General features: G+C 70.1%; 13 protein-coding genes. 7 read left to right on the forward strand and 6 right to left on the reverse strand.

Going from position 1 to position 16,697, the window contains the following annotated elements; all coding sequences use genetic code 11:
* Positions 1-25 precede the first annotated feature (25 nt).
* The 4 genes from Aco04nite_RS18840 to Aco04nite_RS18855 all read left to right on the forward strand — a co-directional run bounded on the left by Aco04nite_RS18840 (position 26) and on the right by Aco04nite_RS18855 (position 5,420).
* On the forward strand, positions 26-1,015 hold the full coding sequence (locus Aco04nite_RS18840) for a carbohydrate ABC transporter permease (RefSeq protein WP_212998520.1): 990 nt from the start codon (positions 26-28) through the stop codon (positions 1,013-1,015).
* A complete protein-coding gene (locus Aco04nite_RS18845; RefSeq protein ID WP_212998521.1) occupies positions 1,012-1,926 on the forward strand; it encodes a carbohydrate ABC transporter permease in 915 nt (304 codons plus the stop codon). Before Aco04nite_RS18840 ends, Aco04nite_RS18845 begins: the two co-directional genes overlap by 4 nt.
* Before the next feature lie 188 nt (positions 1,927-2,114).
* Positions 2,115-5,102, forward strand: a complete 2,988-nt coding sequence (locus Aco04nite_RS18850; protein WP_212998597.1) for a hypothetical protein — start codon at positions 2,115-2,117, stop codon at positions 5,100-5,102.
* Between the two features lie 45 nt (positions 5,103-5,147).
* Positions 5,148-5,420: a hypothetical protein gene (locus Aco04nite_RS18855; RefSeq protein WP_212998522.1), complete on the forward strand. Its 273-nt coding sequence runs from the start codon at positions 5,148-5,150 to the stop codon at positions 5,418-5,420.
* A 120-nt stretch (positions 5,421-5,540) separates the two neighbouring features.
* Here Aco04nite_RS18855 and Aco04nite_RS18860 read toward each other — a convergent pair whose 3' ends face one another.
* Positions 5,541-5,858, reverse strand: a complete 318-nt coding sequence (locus Aco04nite_RS18860; protein ID WP_212998523.1) for a hypothetical protein — start codon at positions 5,856-5,858, stop codon at positions 5,541-5,543.
* Between the two features lie 83 nt (positions 5,859-5,941).
* On the opposite strand from Aco04nite_RS18860, the gene Aco04nite_RS18865 reads away from it, so the two are divergent.
* Positions 5,942-6,877 (forward strand): LysR family transcriptional regulator, encoded by a 936-nt coding sequence (locus tag Aco04nite_RS18865; protein WP_244876098.1) that lies wholly within the window; start codon positions 5,942-5,944, stop codon positions 6,875-6,877.
* A 5-nt stretch (positions 6,878-6,882) separates the two neighbouring features.
* Here the strand turns inward: Aco04nite_RS18865 and Aco04nite_RS18870 are convergent, their stop codons facing one another.
* The 4 genes from Aco04nite_RS18870 to Aco04nite_RS18885 form a co-directional block, all read right to left on the reverse strand.
* A complete protein-coding gene (locus Aco04nite_RS18870; protein ID WP_244876099.1) occupies positions 6,883-9,297 on the reverse strand; it encodes a glycogen/starch/alpha-glucan phosphorylase in 2,415 nt (804 codons plus the stop codon).
* Positions 9,298-9,382: 85 nt separating this feature from the next.
* A complete protein-coding gene (locus tag Aco04nite_RS18875; protein WP_212998525.1) occupies positions 9,383-10,012 on the reverse strand; it encodes a hypothetical protein in 630 nt (209 codons plus the stop codon).
* Positions 10,013-10,151: 139 nt separating this feature from the next.
* A complete protein-coding gene (locus Aco04nite_RS18880) occupies positions 10,152-12,095 on the reverse strand; it encodes an ATP-binding protein (protein WP_212998526.1) in 1,944 nt (647 codons plus the stop codon).
* 1 nt (position 12,096) lies between these two features.
* Positions 12,097-13,701 carry a sensor histidine kinase gene (locus Aco04nite_RS18885; RefSeq protein WP_244876100.1) on the reverse strand — a complete coding sequence of 535 codons (1,605 nt, stop codon included), beginning with the start codon at positions 13,699-13,701 and terminating at the stop codon, positions 12,097-12,099.
* A 283-nt stretch (positions 13,702-13,984) separates the two neighbouring features.
* Between Aco04nite_RS18885 and Aco04nite_RS18890 the strand changes: the two genes are divergently transcribed.
* A complete protein-coding gene (locus Aco04nite_RS18890; RefSeq protein WP_212998528.1) occupies positions 13,985-14,620 on the forward strand; it encodes a DUF6230 family protein in 636 nt (211 codons plus the stop codon).
* A 71-nt stretch (positions 14,621-14,691) separates the two neighbouring features.
* Complete coding sequence (locus Aco04nite_RS18895) at positions 14,692-16,290, forward strand: DUF6114 domain-containing protein (protein ID WP_212998529.1); 1,599 nt, start codon at positions 14,692-14,694, stop codon at positions 16,288-16,290.
* On the opposite strand, the gene Aco04nite_RS18900 is transcribed toward Aco04nite_RS18895, so the two are convergent.
* The gene (locus Aco04nite_RS18900) at positions 16,268-16,672 is read right to left on the reverse strand and encodes a DnaJ family domain-containing protein (RefSeq protein ID WP_212998530.1); all 405 of its coding nucleotides are present in this window, start codon (positions 16,670-16,672) and stop codon (positions 16,268-16,270) included. The two genes, Aco04nite_RS18895 and Aco04nite_RS18900, sit on opposite strands and share 23 nt — an antisense overlap.
* Positions 16,673-16,697 lie beyond the last annotated feature (25 nt).

Below are 16,697 nucleotides of genomic sequence, written 5' to 3' on the forward strand. Positions count from 1 at the left end.
CTTCTCCTCTCTCCTCAAAGGAGGTATGGGTCGCGTGTTAACCGCAGACACCAACGCCGGCAAGATCGGGCTGATGATCGCCGCGATCCTGCTCTTCGCCGCGGTCGTAGGCATCATCCTGTTCATCGCCACGCTGTTCCGGGGCCGGCTAGCCGACCGTTTCACCGCGTACATCTATCTGGCACCGACCTTGATCATGCTGGCCGTCGGCCTCGTCTACCCGGGCGTCCGCACGATCTACCAGTCGTTCTTCAACGCCGCCGGGGACGCCTTCATCGGCCTCGGCAACTACGAGACGATCTTCACCGACAGCGAACAGCTGACGGTGCTGCGCAACACGGTCATCTGGGTCGTGCTCACCCCGTTCGTCGCCACGGCGATCGGCATGCTCTACGCCATCCTGGTCGACAAGACGAAGTTCGAGTCGTTCGCCAAGGCTCTGGTCTTCCTCCCGATGGCGATCTCGTTCGTGGGCGCCTCCATCATCTGGAGCTTCGTCTACGCGTACCGGCCGGACCAGGCCAACGTGAAGCAGATCGGCCTGCTCAACCAGGTCGTCGTCTGGCTGGGCGGCACCCCGCAGCAGTGGCTGCTCACCGACTGGCTCAACACGTTCCTCCTCATCGTCGTGCTGATCTGGATCCAGGCCGGCTTCGCGATGACCGTGCTGTCGGCGGCCATCAAGGCGATCCCGGAGGACATCATCGAGGCCGCCCGTCTCGACGGGGTCGGCCCGTGGGGCATGTTCCGATTCGTGACGCTGCCGGCGATCCGCCCGGCCGTGGTTGTCGTGCTGACCACCATCGCGATCGGCACGCTGAAGGTCTTCGACATCGTCCGGACGATGACCGGCGGCCAGTTCAACACCAGCGTGATCGCCAACGAGTTCTACAGCCAGAGCTTCCGCAGCGACAACCAGGGGCTCGGCGCGGCGCTCGCGGTGCTGCTGTTCATCCTGGTGATCCCCATCGTCGTCTACAACATCCGGCAGCTCAAGCAATCGGAGGCGCTATGACCACCGCCCTGCCGAGCACCGAGGTGCTGCCGGCCGCTGTCAAGGACGAGACCACCACCTCGTACGCGAAGAGGAAGCTCAGCTCCCCCTGGGCCTCGCTCGCCGCGCTCGTCATCGCCATCCTCTGGACCCTGCCGACGTTCGGCCTGCTCGTCTCGTCGTTCCGCCCCGAACGCGCGATCAAGACGACCGGCTGGTGGACGTTCTTCTCGGACCCGCAGGTCACCCTCGACAACTACAAGGCGGTGCTCGACTCCGAAGAGGGAGCCGGGCTGGGCTCGTTCTTCATCAACTCCATCGTGATCTCCATCCCCTCGGTGCTGATCCCGTTGACCCTGGCCACGATCGCGGCGTACGCCTTCGCCTGGATCAAGTTCCCCGGCCGGAACCTGCTCTTCCTCGTCATCTTCGCCCTGCAGATCGTGCCCCTGCAGGTCACGCTGATCCCGCTGCTCACCCTCTACGTGGACGCGGGCCTGGCGAACACGTTCTGGACGATCTGGCTGTCGCACTCGATCTTCGGTCTTCCACTCGCCATCTATCTCCTGCACAACTTCATGCGGGAGATCCCGGCCTCCCTGCTGGAAGCGGCCCGCGTCGACGGCGCGGGTCACGTGGCGATCTTCTTCAGGGTCCTGCTACCGCTGCTGCGCCCGGCCCTGGCCGCGTTCGGCATCTTCCAGTTCCTCTGGGTGTGGAACGACCTGCTGGTCGCCCTGGTGTTCGGCGGTGGCGGCACCGAGATCGCCCCCATCACGGTGGCCCTGGCCAACCTGAGCGGCACCCGCGGCACGGCGTGGCACCTGCTCTCGGCGGGCGCCTTCGTCTCCATCATCGTCCCGGTCACCATCTTCCTGTTCCTCCAGCGTTACTTCGTCCGCGGCCTGCTCGCGGGCAGCGTCAAGGGCTGAGCACCACCCCACGAGGCCCGTGGTCCCGCACATCGCGGGGTCGCGGGCCTCAGCCGTGCCCCCAGGATGGACCGATCGGCGCCGGCCGTGCCCGCGTTGTCCACAGGGCCTCCGGCCGGTGTCGCGAGTTGTCCACAGGGCGGAGATCGAGGACGAAATCCGGTAGACGCCGGGGCCATCATGGTCTGGTGATGGTCACGGTGTCGGGTGGTGTGGCGGTCGGTGCCAGGGAATGCGTCCTGGCACTCGACCCCGTGACCCGTGCTGCCGATCTCTCGCCGGGCACCCCGGTCGCCATCGGTCCCGCGGAGGCCGGCCCCGGGGCCCGGAAAGCCGCGGTCGCCGAGCTGAGCGCCCTCGTCACCGCCGCAGGAGTGGTCGCCGCCGACGCGACCGCCGATCTGGGTGGCGGGTTCCGCTCCGCGAGGATCGCCGGAGGCGCGGGTGACCGCCGAGACGCCGTGCTCGCCGCACTCGCCGTGCCCCGCTTCGCGGACCGGCTGGGGCCACCGGCCGCCACACTGGTCGCCCTGTTCGGTCCCGACGCCACGAAGCCTCTCGGCGCGGCTACCCTGGAAGCGATCGCGGACGGGCGGTGGCCCGTTCTGCGCTTCGCGGTGGCCGTCAGCGACCTGCTCGGCCCCGAGCAACTCGTCGAGGTTCTGGCGCTACGGGCACCGGCGGGAGTCGACCCGTTCCCCGACGGGTTGCCTTCGGTGGCCGGTGACCACCTCGGACGGGTGCTGTCGTCCTACAGCCCCCGGCGGCGGCTGACCCTGATCACCGGGCTGTGGGAGCATCTCTGCGGCCTCCTGCGAGAGCGACGACGCGTCGAGCGGCTCGGCAAGTGGCAGCACGGTCACGAGCTGACGGTCAAGCTACGGGCCCGTCGCGCCCAGCACGAGGACGCGATCCTCGAGCGCCTGTTGCCCCGCAGAGTGACGCTGATCCAGGCAGCGCTCTGGCATCCCTCGCAGTCCTACTGGCGGGAGCGTTTCACCCGGGTGCTGCACGACGCCATGGGCGCCACCGTGCTGGCGCGGGTCGCCACCACCGCCGCCGACCACGGCACCGGGGCCGCACTCGTCCACCACCGCCACGAGCTGGACGCGGCGGCCGCGTTGCTGAGCAGGCGCGCCGCCGTCGACGCCGCCAGGCTCGTCCCCGGCCTCACCGGGCACCCGGCCCGGCCCGGTTCCTACGTCCGCGACCTGGCAGAGCGGGCCGGCCAGGAAGACCTCTCCGCGAAACAGCTGCAGACCGTCGATGCCAGGCTCCGCACGGCCCACACCTACGCCACACTGGCGTGGCGGGCAGCCGAGGACATGCTCTGTGACGGGGAGGATCACCTGATCAACCCGGACGCCCAGGCGGCGATGGACTCCTTCCAGTCGGTGAGCCTCACCGGCTGGCGCACAGCGGCCGGCTATTTCTCGCCGCACCGGATGGAGACGTGGCCCCAGCCGATGTCGGGTGACCTGCCGGCGCTGCCGGACCGGCTGCGTGCCGACCCCGCCGCTACGCCGGCGAGCATCGAGGTCGTCGCCGACCTGTTCTGGCTCGGTGAGCTCGCCGACGCCATGGCCCAGCTGCGCGGCCGGCCCGCCGCCGAGCTCGACCACAATCATGGCTGGCTCAGTGCGGTGATTCCCCGGATCCCCCAGGAGCTCACCACGGTGGCCCGCACCGCCGCCCACGCGGCCCAACTGGCCGGGCTCAGCGGCGTGGTTCCCGCGAAACCTCGCGGCTGGGGCGAGCTGAGCGCCGCACTGCACGCCGCGCAGGAGGCGGCCGAGGCACTGGTCGCGGGATTCACCGTGCCGCCCGAGGTCCAGGCGTTCGACGCGACCCTCCTGCCCGGCACCACGGACCGCATCGAGATCGCCCGCACCGGGAGCACCCTGACGGGCTGGGCGGCGTACATGGGCAATTGCATCGCCGGCAGTGACTACGCCGACGAGGCTATGGCGGGCCGGATGGTGCTGCTGGCCCTGCGCGCCCCCGACGGCGAGATCCGGGCCAACGTGAGCGTCCAGTCGACCGGCAAGGGCTGGAAACTCGACGAGATGAAGGCCCGCTTCAACGCCGACCCCGCCCCGGACCTGGTCGAGCACGTCCGCGCCTGGATGCGCACCCTGCCACCACCGCGGGTCACCACCCCACCCGTCCGCGACGACCCCGCCACGGACCCCTCCCCGGCCCGGACCGCCCGCCGCCGCCCACCGGCCCAGCGACTCGCCGAGCAGTGGGCCGACCGGCTCACGGTGCCGCTCCGGCCCGAGCCCGCCCTGACCAAGCTCATCGCCGCCGACCCCACACCCGCAAGCCTCGTGGCCCTGCGCCGCCTGACCCCGGCGGCGCTGACGGACCACGTCCGCCACGCCCTGCACGACCCGGCACAGGCCGCGAACCTCTGGACGGCCACGGCCCACCGCCCCCTCACGGCCGCAATCAACGAGCTCCCCGACGAGGTACGCGCCCGCCTCGCACCCCTGTCCCGCGACGAACCGCTACCCGGCGCACTCCGCAAACTGGCCCGACTCCCCGGCGTGGCCCCGGCCCGAACCGCCGAGCTGGTCGCCCTCCGAGTCCGCGCCGCCTTCGCCACCCTCCTGCGCACCGACGACCCGATCCTGGCCGCCGCGATGACGGCCCGCCCGCACAACCCCCTGCTCCGCGCCGCCGCCCTGGCCGTAACGTCCTGGGGCGGCCTCCCCACCGCAGCGACCGGACCGTCCGGGACAGCCCGGCCAGACGATGCACCCCGGCCAGACGGCGGGGCCCGGCCAGACGGCGGGGCCCGGCCAGACGGCGGGGCCCGGCCAGACGGCGGGGTCCAGCCAGACGGCGGGGTCCAGCCCTATGAGACAGCTCGGCCAGACGGGGCGGCCCGACCAAACGGTGCGGCCCAGCCGCGTGAGACAGCTCGGCCGGACGGGGCGGCCTGGCCAGAGGGGGCAGCCCAGCCGCATGAGTCAGCTCGGCCAGACGGGGCGGCTCGGCCAGACGGGGCGGCTCGGTCGGACGGGGCGAACGAGCCGTCCGAAACAGCCGGGCCGGACTGGGTGACAGAGTCATCCGATGTAGTTGGGCCGGACGGGGCAGCCCAGCCGTTCCCGGTGGGCGGGCTCCACCAGGTCGGCGGCCCTGGCGGAGTCAGAGACTCGAACGAGTGAGACGAGACCGGTCAGGTCCACAGCGGAATCGGCACAGTGGCCGGAATGCCGCACGCCCGCGGGGGCACTCGGCTCGACGGGCAGCGCAGGGTCGGGGCGTGTGCGGCTGTCAGCGGGCGGCGGCAGGTGACGGTTCCGGGCTATCCGGCCTCGTCGCTGCGGGATCCGTTGTGGCAGGGTTCGTGGCCGGACGCCGTGGAGCTGGGCGGAGTCGCCGACGAGTTCTGGCAGCGGATCGCCGTGCACGGGCTGCTGGTTCCTTCGTCGTGGCTCGGTCAGGGATGGCCGGCACTCTGGGGGCGCTCATTCGGTCACTGAAGTCGGTCACTGAAGTCGGACCCGATCCTCTCTGCCGCAGCCCGCAAGCCGCAGGACTGGGCGGGCACTCCAGGACGGCCTCGATCGTGGCCCCGGGCGACCCTCAACCCAGGCGGCCGGTCAGTCCAGGGGCTGGTGATTCACCCAGATCGCCTTGTACGGGTAGCGGTTCTGCCAGCGCTCGATGAGGTCGAAGACGCCCGGCATGCTGAAGGACGCGTTCAGGGCGTCGAGGTCGGTCAGACGGAGCTGCACGATGGCGCTGGCGACGGCGAGCGGGGCGTGGTCGTCGCCGGGGACCCGGATGTGGTGCTGGGCGGCGAAGGAATCGATCAGGCCGGAGTTCATGACGAGTTCTTCGAGTTCTTTGAGGTAGCGGTCGAGCTCGTCGCCGGGAATGGGATTGTCGAACGCTACGATCATCGTGTGGTGGATCATGTACCCAGTGAACAGGGATTTTATGATTGCATCCAAGATCTTCTGGTTCTTGAACGATGCCTGCGGGGAATGGATGTCTTGGCGTGGCGGAGTTAGAGACCCGTGAGCTGGAGTACTTTGTCGTGCTGGCCGAGGAGCTGCATTTCGGGCGGGCTGCGGCTCGGTTGCTGATCGCTCAGCCGGCGTTGTCAAAAGCGATCCGGCGTGTCGAGAGCCGCCTCAGGGTGACTCTGCTGGAACGCTCCAGCAGGCACGTCGCCCTGACGCCCGCCGGGCAGGCGCTGGTGGACCATGGCCGGCACGCGCTCAACGCCGTCAGCGCGGCGGTCGACAAGGCACGCCGGGCCGGTGACCGGCAGGTTCCTCTTCGTCTGGTGATCAAACCCGGTGGCGACGCCGGCCTGTTGTCCGGGATCCTCGCCGCCTACGCCCGGCAGCCGGACGCCCGCCAGGTGGACATTCTGTTCGGCGGCGCGACCGACCGCGCCGACTTCGTGCGTGATGGGCGGGCCGACGTCGCGCTGCTGTACAAACCGTTCGACGACCTGACCGGACTGGACCACGAGACCCTGGCAGTCGAGGGACGCGTGGCGATTCTGCCGCCCGGCCACCGGCTGGCCTCCCGCGACGAACTGACCCTCGCCGATCTCGCGCAGGAGACCTTCCCGCGCTGGAAAGGGGTCCGCTGGACCGGGGCACCGGAAGGGAACGAAGGGCCCGAGGTCACCGACGCCGCCGAGGTTCTGCAGATGATCAGGCTGGGCCGTACCGTCGCGATCCTGCCTCGCTCGCTCGCCCGGCCACCGCACCCCGACCTGGTGTACCGGCCGGTCACCGACGCCCCCACCAGCGAACTCGTCATCGCCTGGGCCCAGGAAGACTCCCGCCTCCTGGTCGCCGCATTCATCACCGCCGCCACCGACGCCGCCACCGAGGCCAACAAAGCCACCGAAGCCAACGAAGCCGACGCCAAAGTAGAAGGTCCGGCCGGGACGCTGCGTGAGGTCCCGGCCGGGTAAAGCGGTCAGGCCTCGGGCACCGCCGGCGTGTGCCAGATCTCGCGTCCGTAGTCGCGGACCGTGCGGTCGGCGGAGAAGAAGCCGCTGCGGGCGGCGTTCAGGATGGACATCCGGGTCCAGGCGTCGCGGTCCTCCCAGGCGTGGGCGACCTCGTCCTGGCATTCGATGTACGCGCGGTAGTCCGCGAGGGTCAGGTATTCGTCGCGGTTGAGCAGGTCGTCGGCGACTTCGCGCAGGGCGCCGCCGTCGATGGTGGCGATGAAGTCGATGGTTTCGCGCAGTTCCCAGTCGGCTTCGTACCAGCTGCGGGGGCGGTAGCCGGCCTGTTTCAGGGCGACGGCCTGGCCGGCGTCGAGGCCGAAGAGGAAGAAGTTGTCGGCGCCGACCCGGTCGCGGATCTCGACGTTGGCGCCGTCGAGGGTGCCGATCGTGAGGGCTCCGTTGAGGGCGAGCTTCATGTTGCTGGTGCCGGAGGCCTCCTTGCCGGCGAGGGAGATCTGCTCGGAGAGGTCGGCGGCCGGGATGATCAGTTCGGCGCCGGAGACGTTGTAGTTGGGCAGGAAGGCCATCCGAACGTACGCCGAGAGCTGCTGGTCGCCGTTGACGACGTCGGCGACGGCGTTGGCGAGGCGCATGATGCGCTTGGCGGCGTAGTAGCCTGGGGCTGCCTTGCCGCCGAAGATGACCGACCGTGGCACGAGGCCGGCCGTCTCACCGCGGCGGATGCGGTGGATCAGGGTGATGACGTGCATGACGCGCAGGAGCTGCCGCTTGTACTCGTGGAAGCGCTTGATCATGACGTCGGCCATGGCGTCGGGGTCGAGAGCTACGCCGGTGACCGCGCGAGCGTAACGGGCCAGGTCGCGGCGGTTGGCGCGTTTGACCTCGCGCCACTGGTCGCGGAAGGCGGAGTCGTCGGCGGCGGGTTCGAGTTCGCTGAGCCGGTCGAGGTCGCGCAGCCAGTCGTGGTCGCCGAGCCGGGAGCTGATCAGGCCGGTGAGCCGCGGGTTGGCGATCAGCATGAAGCGCCGCGGGGACACGCCGTTGGTGACGTTGTGGAAGCGTTCGGGCCACAGCTCGGCGAAGGGCCGCAGGGTGGTCTCGCGCAGCAGCTTCGAGTGCAGCTCGGCGACGCCGTTGACGGCTTTGGCGCCGACGACGGCGAGATGTGCCATCCGTACCCGTCGCTCGGGCTCTTCCTGAATGATCGACAACTCACGCAGCCTGCCGGTGTCGCCGGGGTAGGCCTGCTCCACCTCCTGCAGGAAGTGGAAGTTGATCAGATAGATGATCTCCATGTGCCGGGGCAGGAGCCGTTCCACCAGCGCGACCGGCCAGGTCTCCAGGGCTTCGGGCAGAAGCGTGTGACAGGTGTACGCGAAAGTGCCGCGAACGATCAGCCAGGCGCGATCCCAGTCGAGGCCCTCCTCGTCGAGCAGCACCCGCATCAGCTCGGCGACCGCCATGACCGGATGCGTGTCGTTGAGCTGGATGGTCACCTTCTCGGTGAACGCGTCCCACCCGGTGTTGCGCAGCCGGTAACGGCGCACGATGTCACGCAGCGCACAGGTGACCAGGAAATGTTGCTGCTTGAGTCGCAGCTCGCGGCCGAGCTCGGTGCTGTCGTCGGGGTAGAGCACCTTGCTGATGTTCTCGGAGCGCACGATCGCGTCGACGGCCTCGCCGTAGCGGCCCTCGCCGAAGCGGGACAGGTCGAACGACGCGCGGCTGGCCCGGGCCCGCCACAACCGGATCAGGTTGACGGTCTGCGTGCCGTAGCCGGGGACGAGCATGTGGCTGGGCTCGCCGAGCACGATCTCGTCCGGCGTCCACTTGCCGTCCTCGACCTTGCCGTAGAAGCCGACCGGCTGCTGGTCGTCGGGGGCCGCGAACTCCCACGGGTTGCCGTAGAACGTCCAGTCGTCGGGGCGTTCGACCTGGGCGCCGTCCTCGAACGTCTGCTTGAAGATGCCCAGGTCGTAACGGATGCCGTAACCGACGGCCGGGATGTCCTCGGTGGCGAGCGCGTCGAGGATGCACGCCGCGAGCCGGCCCAGCCCGCCGTTGCCGAGGCCGGGTTCGACGTCGAGATCCTCCAGCTCGGCCGGGTCGAGACCCAGCTTCTCGAGGGCGTCGCGGGCCTGGTTCTGCAGCCCGGAGTAGAGCAGGTTCTGCGGCAGCTGCTTGCCGAGCATGTACTCCGCGGACAGGTAGTAGACGAACCGCGGGTTCGTCTCGTAGTACGTCGCGGCGGTCTTCACATAACGATCGACGAGACGGTCCCGCACCGTGAGCGCGAGCGCCTGGTAGATGTCCTGCGCGCTCGCCGACTGGCGGGTGGTCCCCCGCTGGTGGGCGAGGTTGCGCAGCAGGTCGGTCTCGAACTCGTCGGCGGGTACGCCGTCGTTGGCCACAGTCACGCCCGCCAGTATCTGCCCGGCACAGCAACGCCGCGCACCGAAGCGGTGAACGCGGCGTTTCTGATCATCAATAGCTCAAGCGGAACTACTGTGAGTCGTCGCCAGGCTCAGCGGAGGGTGACGTGTCGTCATCGTCGCCCGGCTCAGTGCTCTCGGACGGCTCTACGCTCGGCGAGGGCGAGATCGAGGGCGACACTGTCGGTGAAGGCTTAGGCGACACGGTCGGTGACGGGGTGGCGCGGACCTTACCTTTGGCGATAATGATCTCCGCCGTGTAGTCCGACCCCGACCGGCGACCGCCCACGTCGATCCGGAACCCGGCGGCGATCGAGGACAGCCCCGCCCCCCGCTTCCCGTTGACCCTGATCAGCGCGTCGTCCGCCACGGTCACCGTGATCGTCTTCTTGCGGACGTCCTTGGTGCCACCCTTGGCGTACAGAGTGATCGTCCCGGCCGTCGCATCCACCGAGGTCACCGTGCCGGTAGCGGCGAAAAGGGCCCGCTTGGCGGTCTTGGTCGGCTTCGCAGTCGGCTTGCCACTCGATTTCTCACTCGGCTTGCTGCTCGATTTGTCGCTGGACTTGGCGGCCGTGGCAGAGGCCGCGACGGTGGCCGTGGCCGGCGTGGGGGTCGAGGCCAGGGCGGCGGTGGCAAGGGTGGGCACGGCGATCGCGGCCGCGGCGAAGGTGGCGATAACGGTCCGGCGCAGGCGCATCGGGGCGACTCCTTGATCGGGGAGACCCCAATCTGCGCCCCCCTGAGTGCGGAACCGGTGCTCTTCCAGGTGCGAACCGGTTGCCGACCCCCGCGGACCTCGGCAGAGACGTGAGCGCCACAGCCGGCACCGGCAGCGGTCAGGCCGGGCTGGGGACGGCGGTGAGGGGCAGGGTGACCGTGAACGTGCTGCCGTGGTCGAGGCGGGACTGCACCCGGACCGTGCCGCCGTGTTCGGTGACGATCGTGCGGACGATGGCGAGGCCCAGGCCGGGGCCCTGGACTGCCTGATCCATGGCGTTGGCCGCTCGGTGGAACGGGGTGAACATGCCGGGCAGGTCGCCCTCGGGGATGCCGATGCCGGTGTCGGTGACGCAGAAGACGGCGTCGCTGCCCTCCGCGCGTACGTGGTAAGTGACGTGGCCGCCCGCCGCGGTGAACTTCAGAGCGTTGTCGAACAGGTTGCGCACGGCGCGTTCCAGGCGCCTGGCGTCGCCGTGCACCCACACCGGGGCGGCGTCGCCGGTCAGGGTGACGTCGCGGCCGCGGGCGACCGGGGCGAACTCGGCGTGCACCGTCGCCGCGGTGGTGGCGAGGTCGACCGGGGCGCTGTCGCCGGCGGCGTCGTCGTGCTCGCCGATCGCGGCGCCGGCCTTGTCGAGGAGCAGCAGGTCGGCGACCGTGGCCTGCAGGCGGTGGGCGTTGCGGAGGATCGCGCTGACGCCGCGCTGCTGCAGCGGGGACAGTTCGCCGCCGTCGCCGTCGCTGAGCATCTCCGTGTAGCCGAGGATGCTGGTCAGCGGGGTGCGCAGCTCGTGGGTGACGGTCGAGACGAAGACGTCCTTGCGTTCGTCGAGGCCGCGCAGCTCTCCGATGAGGCGGGTCTGGCGGGCGTGCAGGCGCTGCTGGCGGATGGCGTGATCGATCTCGCGGGTCAGCGTGACCAGCAGACGGCGCTCGTCGTCGCTCCACTCGGGACGCTCGTGGCGCACCACGTAGAGCAGCCCCGGCGGGCAGTTGGCGTCACCGGCGATCGCCACGGCGACGGCGCCCTGGACGTGCGGCACGGTCAGGGCCACGCCGGGCTCACCGGCAAGGACCTCCTGGACCGTACGCGCGGACAGCGACGGCGCCTCCTGCGGCCAGCTGACGGTGAGCCCGTGCGTGACGTCGACCGAGATCCGGCCGTGGACGGCGTCCGCGCCGAGCGCCTCACCGATCATGGCGGTGACCCGGCGGGCGGTGAGCGCGGGGTCGTGGGTGTCGCGCAGTTCCACGGCGACCGCCTGGCGCAGGTCGGTGCGGTGGATCCGGGCCCGGTCCGCGGCGTGCAGCCGTTCGGTCTCGGCGGCGAGATCGTTGAGCGTACGGATGACGGTCCGCAGTTCCTTCGGCCCGGCCGGCACCGCCCGGGCCGACAGCTCCCCGCTCGCGAGACGTTGCAGGGTACGGCGGATGTGTTCCAGCGGCGCGATCAGCGTCCGGCGGCTCCACAGCCCGAACAGCATCGTCCCGCCCAGCAGGACGACGCCGAGCGACTCGAAGAGCAGCTGGGCCAGACGCTGCTCACGGCGGTCGTGGTCGGTGGTGCTCGCCTGCTCGGCCCGGATCGCCGCGTCCACGGCGGCGTTCGACGCGCGGATCCCGTCGAACAGGTCCTTGCCCCGGCGGGTCAGCGGGTACTCGGGGTCGGCGACTCCCGCGTTCACGACCGGGGTCGCGAACGCGTAGAGCCACTGCGAGGCGGCCGCGCGTTCCTGTTTGAGCAGCTGGAGCACCGTCGGGTCGGTGATCGTGGCGGCCACTGCGTCGAGCGCGACGAACGCGCCGCTGCGGCCCTTGTCGTACGGATCGAGGAACAGGTCCTGGCCGGTCAGCTGGAATCCGCGTACGCCCGTCTCGGCGTCGGTCATGTGCTGCAGCACCGCGACGTTGGCGTCGCGGGCGGCCTCGAGCCGGGTGGCCCGCGCGGTGTGGCGGGTCTGCAGCCGCTCGGTGACCACGAGCTGGGTGACGACGTAACCGAGGAACAGCAGGATCAGCAGGATGAAACCGGCGTGTACGCGTCGGCCCAGCGAGCCCACGTCACGCCTCCGGCAGGGTGAAGGCGATGGTCGTGCCCTGACCGGTAGGTGTCGCCTCGGCCCGGATCGTGCCGCCGTGGCGTTCGACGATGCGCTGGCAGGTGGACAGGCCCACGCCGTACCCGGGCAGCTCGCCGTCGATCTGGGTGAACATCTCGAAGACCCGCGAACGGTCGGACGCGGGGATGCCGATGCCGTTGTCGGTCACCGTCACCCGCCATCCTCCGGGGGCGGGCACGGCGGCGACGGAGATCCGGCTGGGCCGGTCGGGGTGCCGGTACTTCACGGCGTTGCCGATGAGGTTCTGCAGCAGCTGCCGGATCAGGGTCGGGTCGACGGCGAGGGTGGGCAGGCCGGGTGCGACCTCGACCTGCGCGCCGGCCGGTTCGATCACCTCGTGCAGATCCAGCAGGGCAAGCGTCACCACCTCGCCGAGGTCGGCCTGCGCGCGGCGGCACGGCTCACTGCCCGCCCGTGCGTACGAGAGCAGCGCGTCGATCAGTCCCTGAACGCGGCCGACCGCACGGACCGCCGAGTCGATCCATTTGTGGGCCAGCTCGTCGAGGTTCTCCCGGTAGTTGTCGGCGAGCAGCTCGAGGTAGCCGTGCACGACGGCGAGCGGTGCCGCGAGGTCGTGGCTGACCACCCCGGCGAACTGCTCCAGCTCGGTGTTGGAGCGGCGCAGTTCGGCGAGGGCGTTCTCCAGGGCTTCGCGCTGGGCCCGGTCGGCGGTCACGTCGCTCATCGCGACCACGGCGCCGAGCGGGCTGCCGTCCGCCGTGGTGAGGGCACGGCCGCTGACGCTGACGTGCACCGGCGTACGCCCCGCTGGTTTGATGATCATCTCGGCGTCCCGGACCATGCCGCCGCGCAGCGCCCGCAGCAGCGGGATCTCCTCCACGGGCAGCGGCGTCACGCCGTCGGTGCGGTAGAGCGCGTAGTGGCCCGCGAACTCGCCCGGCGTGACCGTGGGGTCGGCGTCGAGGCCGTGCCAGTTGCGGCTGGCGCGGTTGAACAAGGTCAGGTGACCGTGGGGGTCGGCGGCCACCACGGCGACGTCGATGGTCTCCAGCACCGCGTCGGTGAAGTCCTGGCGCGCCTCGGCCTCGACGTAGAGCCGCGCGTTGAGCCGGGCCTGACGGCGCCGCTCGAACAGTGCGAGCACGACCTGCGCGAGATCCTTGAGGCGGGAGATCTGCGCGTCGCTGAGCTCGCGCACCTCGGAGTCGAACACGCACAGCGTGCCCAGGGCGTGGCCCTGCGGCGTGACCAGCGGCGCCGAGGCGTAGAACCGCACGTCGGCGAGCAGGCCGGTGACCCAGGGGTTAGTCGCGTACGCGGGGTCCCGGCGGGCGTCGGGGAGGTAGGTGAACCGGCCGGTCTCGAACCGGACCGCGCACATGGAGTCCTCGCGGGCCGAGTCCCCGCCCTCGAAACCGGTCGTGGTGAGCTGGCACTGGCGCTTCTCGTCGATGAGGTTCAGCGTCGCGGTGGGCACACCGGCCACCATCGCGGCGACCCGGACGACCGCCTCGAGCTCGTCGTCGGCGGGGGCGTCGAGCAGGTGGTACTCGTGCAGCGCCCGCAGCCGCTCCTTCTCACGCACCCTCACATCACATGGTTCGGCACGTTCGCGCCCGACTTGAACCTGTGAGCTCCCTGAAGGTCGTTACCGATTCGTTACCTTGGCGACCCCCGCACCTGTGGTGACGGTCACACCGGCGTTATGGGGGGTTCGCGGGCATTGGCGATGACCGATGTTACTCACCGTGAGGTGATCTTGTTTCGTGGACGTTACCGGCCGGTAGCCAGACCTCTTGCTCCCTACCGGCGAGTAGGAGCAACATCTCCCGCACGTTAGGACCCGTTCATTTCACAAGGGAGAATCGGTGAAGGAAGCGCAGGGCGACCCGGCCTACGGTCGCACCAACTGGCGCCGTTTCGCGGTCGCCACGGCGGTACCCACCGCGGCGGTCGCCGCACTGGTCTTCGGCATGGCCAACGGGGCGTTCGCGGCCTCGTTCGCCGTCTCCGGCCAGACGTTCAAGATCTCCGCCGACCAGCTCGACGGCACCGGCTTCGCCCAGTACGGCGGCTTCGTCGAGAAGACGGACGGCACCAAGATCCCGGTCGCCGTCTCCAGCATCGACTCCGCCAAGCTCTACAACCTGTGCCAGTCGGTCAAGACCCCCGGCCTGCCCATCTCCCTCACCATCCGGGCGGGGCGTGAGGACGGGAAGCCCGCGAAGGCGACCAACCTGCTGATCGGTGTCAACGAGCTCAGCGGCGACGCGGAGTTCACCGACATCAACATCGGCCAGGACGCCTCCACGGTCGGGCCCGCGAGCGAGAACGCCGAGGAGAAGAAGGCCCGCACCGGCATGTTCGGCCAGCAGGCCACCCACGTGAAGATCGACGGCCTCAAACAGACCGCCGTCTCCACCACGGCCGGCACGTTCACCCTCACCGGCCTCAACCTGAAGATCAATGTCTCCGGCAGCGGTACGCCTCCGGAGTGCTTCTGACCCACGCTTGAGGCCCGCGGTCTGCACCGCCGCGGGCCTCAACCGTGCCTGGCACCATGAAAGGGCGCTTCGTGCCAACACCCACCTGGGCGGGCTTTCACCGCTGGCGGCGCACCCGGCCGTACTGGGGCGGACTGCTGCTCCTGCTCGCCGGTCTGGAGCTCTTCCTCAGCGCGAACCAGAGCATCGGCGACCTCGAGGTCCATTTCGGCCCCGAGGGCTTCCTGTCCTACCTGCTGCCGCTGATCCTGGTGCTCTGCGGCGTGCTGACCTGGCTCTCCCCCGGCCAGCGGCTCTTCTACGGCATCCTCGGCCTGCTCACCGCCGTGTACTCCCTGATCGGCCTGAACTTCGGCGGCTTCGCCCTGGGCATGCTCCTCGGCATCATCGGCGGCGCCCTCGTCCTGGCGTGGGTACCCCGCAAGCCGTCCCCCCCTCCCGTCGCGGCCGCGCACTCCTCGCCGCCGGGTAACGCGCCCCTCGCCCCGGAGCTGCCCTACGGCGCACCGCCCGCACGGCCCGTCTCCACCCCGGAGATCGTCCCCGGCCTTGGCGTCGGTCCCGGCCTGGATGGTGGACCCGGCCTGGATGGTGACCCCGACACCACCCAGGTCATCCCCGCGGCCGAGCCCGGCGAGCGCCAGGGCCACCACCCGCACCGCAAGACGCTCGTGATCACCATGGTCCCGCTGGTCGTGACGGCCGCCCTGCTCGTCGCCGGCAGCCACGCCCCGGCCCGCGCCGACGTCGAATGCCCCGAAGGCCTGCCGTCGCGCTCCACGAACGCCTCCTCGCCGGCTGCCTCCTCGCCTGCCGCCTCCTTGCCTGCCGCTTCCTCGCCCGCCGCCAAGAAGATCGCCAAGAAGCCCGCGACGGCACCCCGCGCCTCCACCTCGAAAAGTCCCACGCCCGCCGCGGAGAAGTCCGACGACCCTGAGGAGGGCGACGGGGGCAACCCCCTGACAGATGTGTGGAACGGCCTGGTCGACGGCGTGGACGACATCCTCGGCGGTGACGACGAACCCGAAGTCGCGCCCTCAGCCGACCCGACACTGTCCACCGAACCGACCCCGTCCGCCGAACCGTCCCTGGAGCCGTCCGCGCCGGCGTCCCCTTCCACCTCGGCTCCGGCCGGCGCTTCCGGATCCCCCGAGCCGTCCACCACGTCCGGCGCGGCGTCCCCGTCCCCGGCGCCGAGCCTCGACGAGATCCCGTGCCTGGGCCCGCGGGTCTTCAAGGACGGCGACGGCAGCGACCTTCCCCTGGTCGCGGCCCACCCGGCGCTGCTGGAGAGCGACTCACTGACGATGTACGACTCGACCTACGACGGCGTGGTCGACGTCCCCACGGCGCAGGGCACCCTGAAAGCCCTGAAGTTCAGCATGGACAAGGCCGTGACCAAGCCGTTCAGGCTGACCGTCCAGGAGAAGGCCGGAAACATCACCCTCTTCGAGAGCGACACCCTCACAACGAAGGGCAACGTACGCCTCTACGCCACCCGCTTCGAGGGCAAACTCTTCGGTGTCATCCCGGTCGTCTTCACCCCGGAGTCGCCGCCGCCGCTGACGTTACCGGTCCTCTGGTTCACCGACGTGAAACTGCAGAAGGCCTTCATCCGCTGCGACACCCTGACCGCGGACCCGCTCGTCATGACCGAGAAGAAGGCCTGACCCGGCGTTCCCGCCAGCCCCGCACCACCCTGTCGGCATCGAGCGGCCGAAGCAGCACGGGCGGCCCGTCCATCAACCCGGCCCGGGCCTTACGCAACTGCTCGTTCAACGCCGACACGTACGCCCGGACCTCGTCCTCGGAATGCCGTTTGTCCACGGTCACCTCGACATCCTCCCGCTCCCGCCGCACGGCCAGCGTGGGAGGCAGGGCACCCCCGGCCGCACCCTCCCGGCGCAGCCAATCCTTCACCCACCAGTCCTCGTCGTACTCACGCCCGTGATCGCTCAGTGGCTTCCCGGCGCCCGGAAGATTGTCGAACTGCCCCTGCTCCTGCGCCTCACGGATCTTGCGATCGATGTGCGACTCGTAGTAACCGCCCATACCCCCGACGATATCCCGGAGGTTC

It is taken from the genome of Winogradskya consettensis, from assembly GCF_018332715.1.
Taxonomy (GTDB): Bacteria; Actinomycetota; Actinomycetes; order Mycobacteriales; family Micromonosporaceae; genus Actinoplanes; species Actinoplanes consettensis.

Bases quoted from the DNA above. Each gene is read 5' to 3' on its own strand.
- Aco04nite_RS18840 (WP_212998520.1), top strand. From the start codon at position 26: ATGGGTCGCGTGTTAACCGCAGACACCAACGCCGGCAAGATCGGGCTG.
- Aco04nite_RS18845 (WP_212998521.1), top strand. From the start codon at position 1,012: ATGACCACCGCCCTGCCGAGCACCGAGGTGCTGCCGGCCGCTGTCAAG.
- Aco04nite_RS18855 (WP_212998522.1), top strand. From the start codon at position 5,148: ATGCCGCACGCCCGCGGGGGCACTCGGCTCGACGGGCAGCGCAGGGTC.
- Aco04nite_RS18860 (WP_212998523.1), bottom strand. From the start codon at position 5,858: ATGATCCACCACACGATGATCGTAGCGTTCGACAATCCCATTCCCGGC.
- Aco04nite_RS18875 (WP_212998525.1), bottom strand. From the start codon at position 10,012: ATGCGCCTGCGCCGGACCGTTATCGCCACCTTCGCCGCGGCCGCGATC.
- Aco04nite_RS18900 (WP_212998530.1), bottom strand. From the start codon at position 16,672: ATGGGCGGTTACTACGAGTCGCACATCGATCGCAAGATCCGTGAGGCG.